This is a genomic window from Ferruginibacter sp., from assembly GCF_014377975.1.
GTDB lineage: Bacteria > Bacteroidota > Bacteroidia > Chitinophagales > Chitinophagaceae > Ferruginibacter.
Genome location: NZ_JACMOO010000266.1, coordinates 1 through 6,959 on the forward strand (window position 1 = coordinate 1; position 6,959 = coordinate 6,959).

Below are 6,959 nucleotides of genomic sequence, written 5' to 3' on the forward strand. Positions count from 1 at the left end.
AGATAAGGATGAATGAGTTTTTAAAAAGTAGTTGTTATGAAATTTGCTTTACAATGTCTTTACAATTTGAAGTAGCTGGAATTGTGTTTGGTGAGGTAAGAGCCAATCTCAATGACCAATATATTTATCCGGTGCAGTTCTCCCGGCTTATTTGCCGGAGGCGTAAAAAAATAAGACGGGTGTACTGCATCGGGTCATTGCAATAGTTTTTACCAAGTCTATTTTTTGAGCAATCATTTAGGCATCTTTACAATTTGACTAATCAGGAATTGTGTTTGGTGAGGTACGAGCCAATCTCAATGACCCATATATTTATCCGGCGCAGTTCTCACGGCTTATTTGCCGGAGGCGTAAAAAAAAATAAGACGGGTGTACTGCACCGGGTCTTTACAGAGTCTTTACACCAGTTTTTATAAACCGTTAGGGATTGCAGTGAAAATCCTTCGCAGAAGATTGCAACGGAAAGCCCGGCCCGGAACGGGAACGGCATACGCTTTTAAATCATTCAGTGTTAAATGTTTAAAATAAAGCGTGGTTTTAGCACCTGAGGTATAACAGTTATTTCTTACTTTCTCCTTAAAAGGTAAATCCAAAGGATACGGTATAGAAATTGTACTATTTTATTCGTACCATATTCCTTTAAACGCATGACCAAAGCCACATACAGCGACAAATCCCTTGTAGTGGATATTTTGGCAAAATCATTTGCTGATAATAGAAGCGTAAACTATATCATAAAACAAGATAGAAAAAAAATATCCCGGCTGAAAAGGCTGATGGAATACTCATTTGATACCTGCTTTACTTATGGCGAAATCATACTGTCCGATGACAGAAAGGGATGCGCCTTAATTATATTTCCTGAAAAGAAAATAACAACATTTAAATCAATTCTATCGGATGTTAAGCTGATTATATTCTGTACGGGTATCAACAATGCAATAAAAGCAATGAAAAGAGAATCGACAATTAAGAAGTTACATCCCAAAGAATTGATTTATTACTTATGGTTTATTGGTGTTACATCTTCGCAACAACATAAAGGAACCGGCAGCAATTTGTTGAATGAAATAATTGTAGAAGCAACAGCGCAGAAAAGAATCATTTGTCTTGAAACTTCCACTTTGCAAAACATCCCCTGGTATCAAAAATTTGGGTTTACTATTTACAGAGAGTTTGATTTTGGTTACGGGCTATATTGCCTGAAAAGAGAGTTGCTAAAATAGGATTTTATGCTTTTGCCGGGTACACAAATGCATGTTATCACATTTGCATTCATCTGCATCGAATTTATCATTCTGTTTTACGTAGTCATACATCGTCTTGCAAGACCAGATGATAAAATCAGCTACCTCGATATTTTTTTATTGCTGTTACTGATTGTTTACAACATCACCGGCGGTTTGCTGCCTGACCCTAATTTACCAGGTTCTTATTTTTTGCAAGATAGTATTGCGTATGCTACCGGATTTATGACACCCTGCTACTTTCCCTATTATGTTTATCATGCCTTTGGGTTAAAGAAAATGCGGTTTCATGCTTACAGGGGTGTTTATCTTTTTCTTATGCTGCCATATTTACTTTTTATGATTGTATTTGGTATTACCGGCAAACTTGAAGTTGCGAAGAATTTGCTGATACTGCCTGTTGTTTACGCTTTATGGGTTATAGTTACACTGGCCTCGGCCACTAAAAATGAATCAACCGAAGATAAGATTGTGCTTTTTTTAAGCCTCACCCCATGGGTTTGCCTGCCGATAATTGATTATTATAATATCGGGCAAGGCGTTGAAGCATTCATTACCAATGCCGGATTTTTGTTGCTGCTAGCTCAACACATGAGGCGAAATATCCAGCAATTAAAAGATGAGCATCAACGATTAATAGAATCCGAAAAAAAACTGTTAACCTGGAATGAACAATTGCAGGAAGAGGTGAACAAACGGACCCAAGAACTAGAAAATATTAGCAGGGAACAACGATTCAATCAAAACTGTATTCAATACAATCTCACCACCCGGGAGAAAGAAATAGCCCTGCTTATTTACAGGGGTCAAACACATAAACAGATTGGGGAACTGCTTTTTATAGCCGAACGAACGGTTGCTAAACACACCCAAAATATTTTTGATAAAGTAAACGTTTCCAACCGGGTGGAACTGGTGCATAAGCTCGGTGCATAAAAGGCGTAGTGTCAATTTTAATGGTATTTAGCTTATAAATACTCATTTCCACGCAGGTAAATACTACAATTTGCGTATAGTTAAGGTCTCAAAATTGTAAAGGTTTATGGGTCATCAATGCTGTAAGAACTCATGTAATGCAGCCGTTATTGATGACCTAAATGAGGTATCCGATGAAAAACGCAATTGAACAATCTGCCCGGCAATTACCTATACTTTTTACCTCCGTTAATGTGCAAAGTAAAACAGGTAGTGGCGGGGTTGTAAGTATGCTGGTAAAATGGGATGCAGAAATTACAAATAAAATAGAGGTGGATGAAACGGAATTGGATGAACTAAACTCCCGTATGCAGAAATCAGAACAGGAACACCAATATTTCAGGTCTTTGTTGTTAGAAGAAATGATAAGCCGTGAAAGTTCCTTAGATAAACAACAGTTAATTGAAACGGTATTTATATATTTTGTTCGGTTGATGGATGCAATGTTTGGATACACAACTGTAAAAGATGCAACTAATAATATAAAGCTAACTGCCAAAAAAATATGCCAGCAGTTTTATCAAACCTTTCAGTTTATAGAAGAATTTTTTGGAAGCTACATTAATAAAGAATTGAAAGCACCGGCTGCTTTTGCTGAAATAGACAAGGTAGAAATTATTAAAAACTTAAAAAGGGTAAAAGGAGCATATATCCATTCAGAAGAAAGCACAAATTCTTTAATGGATACAATCTTTACAGTGATTACAGATAAGTTATCGGACAGTGCTGTAATTACCATTAATAACTTCAGCTATATGAGGCAGCTTACCAAAGAAATTGAAAGGCAAAGCAAACCAATTTTAGAAGAAAATTTGAGGGATGTTTTATACTGCCTGAATTTTAATAACGAAAATTTTGTGTTGGCAGAATATGAAAGGTTTGCTGCCCTTACAACTGCGACTTTAGTAAAGAACGAACGGATACGTTTGCTGAAACAGGAACAGAAAAGGATTAACCAACTTACTGTGAGGTTAAACTGTTACTGGGATAATTCTGTGCCAGCGCTGAAAGAACAAATCAATGGCTGGATAAATGAAGAGATACAATTTATTGAAGCGGGAGCAAGTGCTTTACTTAATCAAAACGGCCTTGCTGAAAATTGCGACAAGATTCAGACGTCTTTAACTGTGGCAAAGCTGGCAGTTATTATGCGTTTACTCGTTGTAGATAAAATTATAATCAACAGGCAAATTGCCCCGGCATTAAGAACAGTTGCAAAAATGTTTACTACACTTCAAAAAGATGAAATTTCTTTCGGCAGTTTAGAAACAAAATACCATGCGCCAGATAAAACAACGATAACTACTGTAAGAGATATGCTCTTTAAGTGGATTAATATTTTGGGGAAATTGTAAACTTCTTCACTAATCCGGGCAAATTATTCATCTTTAGGTATTTTAGTAATTCTTCATAAATATGGTAAGTAAATCCTTCATGCATTAGTAGAAACGCTACCGGCCAGTTAAGTATATCTTCAAGGGTTCTAAAATGTTGTTGTTGTGCCATTGTCTTAAATTCATTTGATAATGAGAGAGAATCAATCGGTAAGATTAGTATGTTGCCAGATTTGTTCATAAAATACCAATTTGCGGCCTTATTAGACCGCAATTTTTATGCCTGATTCAGCCATCTTGCTGATGAATGATTAGGCAAAGCGATAAAACAAATCTTAAGAAGCTGGGAGCTCATATTAAAAGGCTGAGGGAAACAAAGAACCTCAGCCTGCGAGAGCTATCTTATGAGTGTGATATTGACAATAGCAAGATCTCCAAAATTGAAAAAGGCCAGATCAATATCACCTTCACCACCATTCTTCAATTAGCCAAGGCCTTAGAAGTTAATCCATCAGAATTGCTTCAAACAGAATTCGATTAATTTCTCAACACTACTCCTTTCATTTTCAACTCACTTAACGGGGTTGTCCTACCTCGTTTACCCCTTCATTATTGGCATTTGGAAGTGTTTTTGCAGCTTATTTTAAACAAGGATTTTATAAGAGAAACTGATTTGTGAACAAGAAAAAATAAAAGCTATGTTTAATTCAATTGCCTGGGGGCAGTATTTTTCTGCCATTATACTTTTACTCATTATTTATTATATCCTAATCGGGTTTTGGTTTTACAAATGGGAAGTCCTGAGTATTATAGGAATCAGAAAAGTAGATGATGATTCACTTAATACAACAGCGGCGTTATCAAATTTAAAAGAATTTGCTGCTTCAGAAAATCGTGAGGATTACCTACCTAAACCTTCGTTGGAAATTGACATTTCGCCATTGGTTCAATCTTTTACTGATGAGGTAACCGCTTTTGTACAGGGAGCTGATGAAGCTGAAATAACAAAAGAAGAAATTATCAATTCCCTGCAAGCAATCTGTACAAAATATCCGGCTATAAAAAATGCCGATTGCAGGAAGGATTTGGAAGTTGATGTGCTAAAGGAAATCAATTTAAAATACCCAGCCTTGTTCCAACAAAATGATTTCAAAAATTTATGGAATTAATTTGAAAAACTTATGCTTCATTGTATCCTGAGTGCAGGAAAAACAAGTGCGGTAGAATGGTACAATGGAGCATTTTAAAATTCTTCATCATCAAAAAATAAAGTGAGTTATGAAAAATGTGAGAGAAAGAAACCCAAAAACAAAGCAAGTGATTGCTTTATCAACAACAACTTTTTTACTGCTGATTTCTTTTTATGTATCAGCTCAGGATGGTAACGCCGGTATTAATGCTGCTAATACACAAGTGCGGAGTTACTTCGCTGCCGGTACAAACCTAATGTATGCGGTAGGTGCAATTGTGGGCTTGATTGGTGCAGTTAAAGTGTATCAAAAATGGAATAGCGGAGATCAAGACACCGGAAAGGTCGCAGCGGCCTGGTTTGGCAGTTGCGTATTCCTGGTAATAGTTGCAACAGTTATTAAGTCATTCTTTGGAGTATAAAATTCAAGACTATGCAGCAAACCCTTATGAATAAACTTCATGAATATATCAGGGAAAATAACCCTGATTTATTGTTTCAATTAGAAGAAGATAAAAAGGTATCTGAATACCTGTCTGATAAAATAAGTACAGTAAGTGTATTAATCAAACAGATGGATATTGGTCAGCCTGCATACATTATTGAGGATGCCTGTATGGATGTAATGACACAAGACCTTCGACCATCTAAGTTTAATTATATAAGCAATCTCCTGCAAGAAGAATTTGAATCTACTTATAATCAAATACTAGAATCTGGAACATTAAAGTTTGAGGTTATAAACCTGATTAACCAATGCCAATCGGTATTTGAAGATTTGAATTTTTCGGATGAAAATGAAGACAATCAATTTCTTCGCTATGCTATTATCGGAACAATAAGTGAGTATTTAGAAGGTGTAACAAGTGGGAATGAAAATGTGAAAGATGGGTTACAACAGTCAACAAAAACTGAAGGATAATATTGCCGCCATCCAGATTGCATTAGAGTGGAAGCAAGGCCAATTGCTATTATCCGAACAGGTAGAAGCATTGAACCGTTATGCAGGTTTTGGTGGCTTAAAAGCTGTATTGTATCCAAATGCAACAAAAGAAGAATGGGTAAAACTAAAAGCATCAAAAGAAGATTTAAGACTCTACCCGGACATTATTGAACTGCACAAGATATTACAGCAACATCTCAATGAAGCAGAATATAAGCAGGTCATTGATTCTATAAAGAACAGCATCCTCACTGCGTTTTATACACCAGACATAATTCCTAAAACTGTATTTGCTGTTTTAACAGAACAAGGGATTGAACCTAAAAACATCTATGAACCAAGTGCTGGTGCCGGTGTATTTGTAAACGAAGCTGCAAATACTTTCCCCTCATTGCAAAACATTACTGCTGTAGAAAAAGATATGCTGACAGGACGGGTATTGACTGCTTTGAGTAGTTCGATACCCGTCCCTATTTCTGTAAAAGTGAAAGGTTTTGAAGGCACTTCCAATGCAGAAAATGGAATGCATGATTTGATCATCAGCAATATCCCTTTCGGCAACTTTCGGATATTTGATGAAGCTATTAATGATGAACCATTAACCGGTAAAATTCATAATTACTTTTTTGCAAAAGGATTAGATAAAATAAAAGAAGGCGGCTTACTGGCATTTATAACAACCGATGCTTTTTTAAACAGCCCATCAAATAAAGTAGCAAGGGAGTATGTTTTTAAACACGCTGATTTTATAAGCTTGAATGTGTTGCCTGATAATTTAATGAAGGATAGCGGCAATACAGAAGCACCCTGTCATTTGTTGATTGTGCAAAAGAATATCAGCAAACAATCTCTTTCAGATAATGAAGAATTATTAGTCAATACAATTGAGGCGGAGAATGAGTTTGGTAAATATCCCATCAATCAATTTATACAACAGCATCCCGAAATTATTCTTGGCAATGAAATAAAAGCCGGTAAGAATCAATATGGAAAAGCCAGCCAAACTGTATGGCAGAATGGTGATATAAAGGACTTCAAAAAAAAGTTAGCTGCAACCATAACCGATGGTATTAACCAACACTTCAATAAGGAAGCGTTTGCATTAAAAGTTACACAGGAAACTATTGCGACCGGTAAGCAATTAATACTATCTATATTTATTAATTGGTCCAAATTGTTTCTTTAAAAACATAGTCAAACCCACATGTTTTTTTAATGCTGTCTTTTGATATTTTCGCTGTTGCGTTTGTAATAAATTCGCTTACCTCTTC

Annotated in this window: 9 protein-coding genes; all 9 read left to right on the forward strand. The window is 35.9% G+C overall.

Going from position 1 to position 6,959, the window contains the following annotated elements; translation table 11 throughout:
- Nucleotides 1-206: hypothetical protein (locus tag H7254_RS13985; protein WP_301933551.1), on the forward strand; the 206-nt coding region annotated here is incomplete at its 5' end.
- Between the two features lie 441 nt (nt 207-647).
- Nucleotides 648-1,226, forward strand: a complete 579-nt coding sequence (locus tag H7254_RS13990; protein ID WP_301933552.1) for an N-acetyltransferase — start codon at nt 648-650, stop codon at nt 1,224-1,226.
- Between the two features lie 6 nt (nt 1,227-1,232).
- Nucleotides 1,233-2,183 (forward strand): LuxR C-terminal-related transcriptional regulator, encoded by a 951-nt coding sequence (locus H7254_RS13995; protein WP_301933553.1) that lies wholly within the window; start codon nt 1,233-1,235, stop codon nt 2,181-2,183.
- A gap of 173 nt (nt 2,184-2,356) precedes the next feature.
- Complete coding sequence (locus tag H7254_RS14000; RefSeq protein WP_301933554.1) at nt 2,357-3,577, forward strand: hypothetical protein; 1,221 nt, start codon at nt 2,357-2,359, stop codon at nt 3,575-3,577.
- 286 nt (nt 3,578-3,863) lie between these two features.
- Nucleotides 3,864-4,097, forward strand: coding sequence for a helix-turn-helix domain-containing protein (locus H7254_RS14005; protein WP_301933555.1), 234 nt, complete (start codon nt 3,864-3,866; stop codon nt 4,095-4,097).
- Nucleotides 4,098-4,254: 157 nt separating this feature from the next.
- On the forward strand, nt 4,255-4,725 hold the full coding sequence (locus tag H7254_RS14010) for a hypothetical protein (protein WP_301933556.1): 471 nt from the start codon (nt 4,255-4,257) through the stop codon (nt 4,723-4,725).
- 109 nt (nt 4,726-4,834) lie between these two features.
- Nucleotides 4,835-5,167 (forward strand): DUF4134 domain-containing protein, encoded by a 333-nt coding sequence (locus tag H7254_RS14015; RefSeq protein WP_301933557.1) that lies wholly within the window; start codon nt 4,835-4,837, stop codon nt 5,165-5,167.
- Nucleotides 5,168-5,178: 11 nt separating this feature from the next.
- Complete coding sequence (locus tag H7254_RS14020; protein WP_301933558.1) at nt 5,179-5,667, forward strand: DUF1896 family protein; 489 nt, start codon at nt 5,179-5,181, stop codon at nt 5,665-5,667.
- Complete coding sequence (locus tag H7254_RS14025) at nt 5,633-6,874, forward strand: hypothetical protein (protein WP_301933559.1); 1,242 nt, start codon at nt 5,633-5,635, stop codon at nt 6,872-6,874. Before H7254_RS14020 ends, H7254_RS14025 begins: the two co-directional genes overlap by 35 nt.
- Nucleotides 6,875-6,959: the final 85 nt, after the last annotated feature.

Bases quoted from the DNA above. Each gene is read 5' to 3' on its own strand.
- H7254_RS14025 (WP_301933559.1), top strand. From the start codon at position 5,633: ATGGGTTACAACAGTCAACAAAAACTGAAGGATAATATTGCCGCCATC.
- H7254_RS14010 (WP_301933556.1), top strand. From the start codon at position 4,255: ATGTTTAATTCAATTGCCTGGGGGCAGTATTTTTCTGCCATTATACTT.
- H7254_RS13995 (WP_301933553.1), top strand. From the start codon at position 1,233: ATGCTTTTGCCGGGTACACAAATGCATGTTATCACATTTGCATTCATC.
- H7254_RS14000 (WP_301933554.1), top strand. From the start codon at position 2,357: ATGAAAAACGCAATTGAACAATCTGCCCGGCAATTACCTATACTTTTT.
- H7254_RS14020 (WP_301933558.1), top strand. From the start codon at position 5,179: ATGCAGCAAACCCTTATGAATAAACTTCATGAATATATCAGGGAAAAT.
- H7254_RS14005 (WP_301933555.1), top strand. From the start codon at position 3,864: ATGATTAGGCAAAGCGATAAAACAAATCTTAAGAAGCTGGGAGCTCAT.
- H7254_RS13990 (WP_301933552.1), top strand. From the start codon at position 648: ATGACCAAAGCCACATACAGCGACAAATCCCTTGTAGTGGATATTTTG.
- H7254_RS14015 (WP_301933557.1), top strand. From the start codon at position 4,835: ATGAAAAATGTGAGAGAAAGAAACCCAAAAACAAAGCAAGTGATTGCT.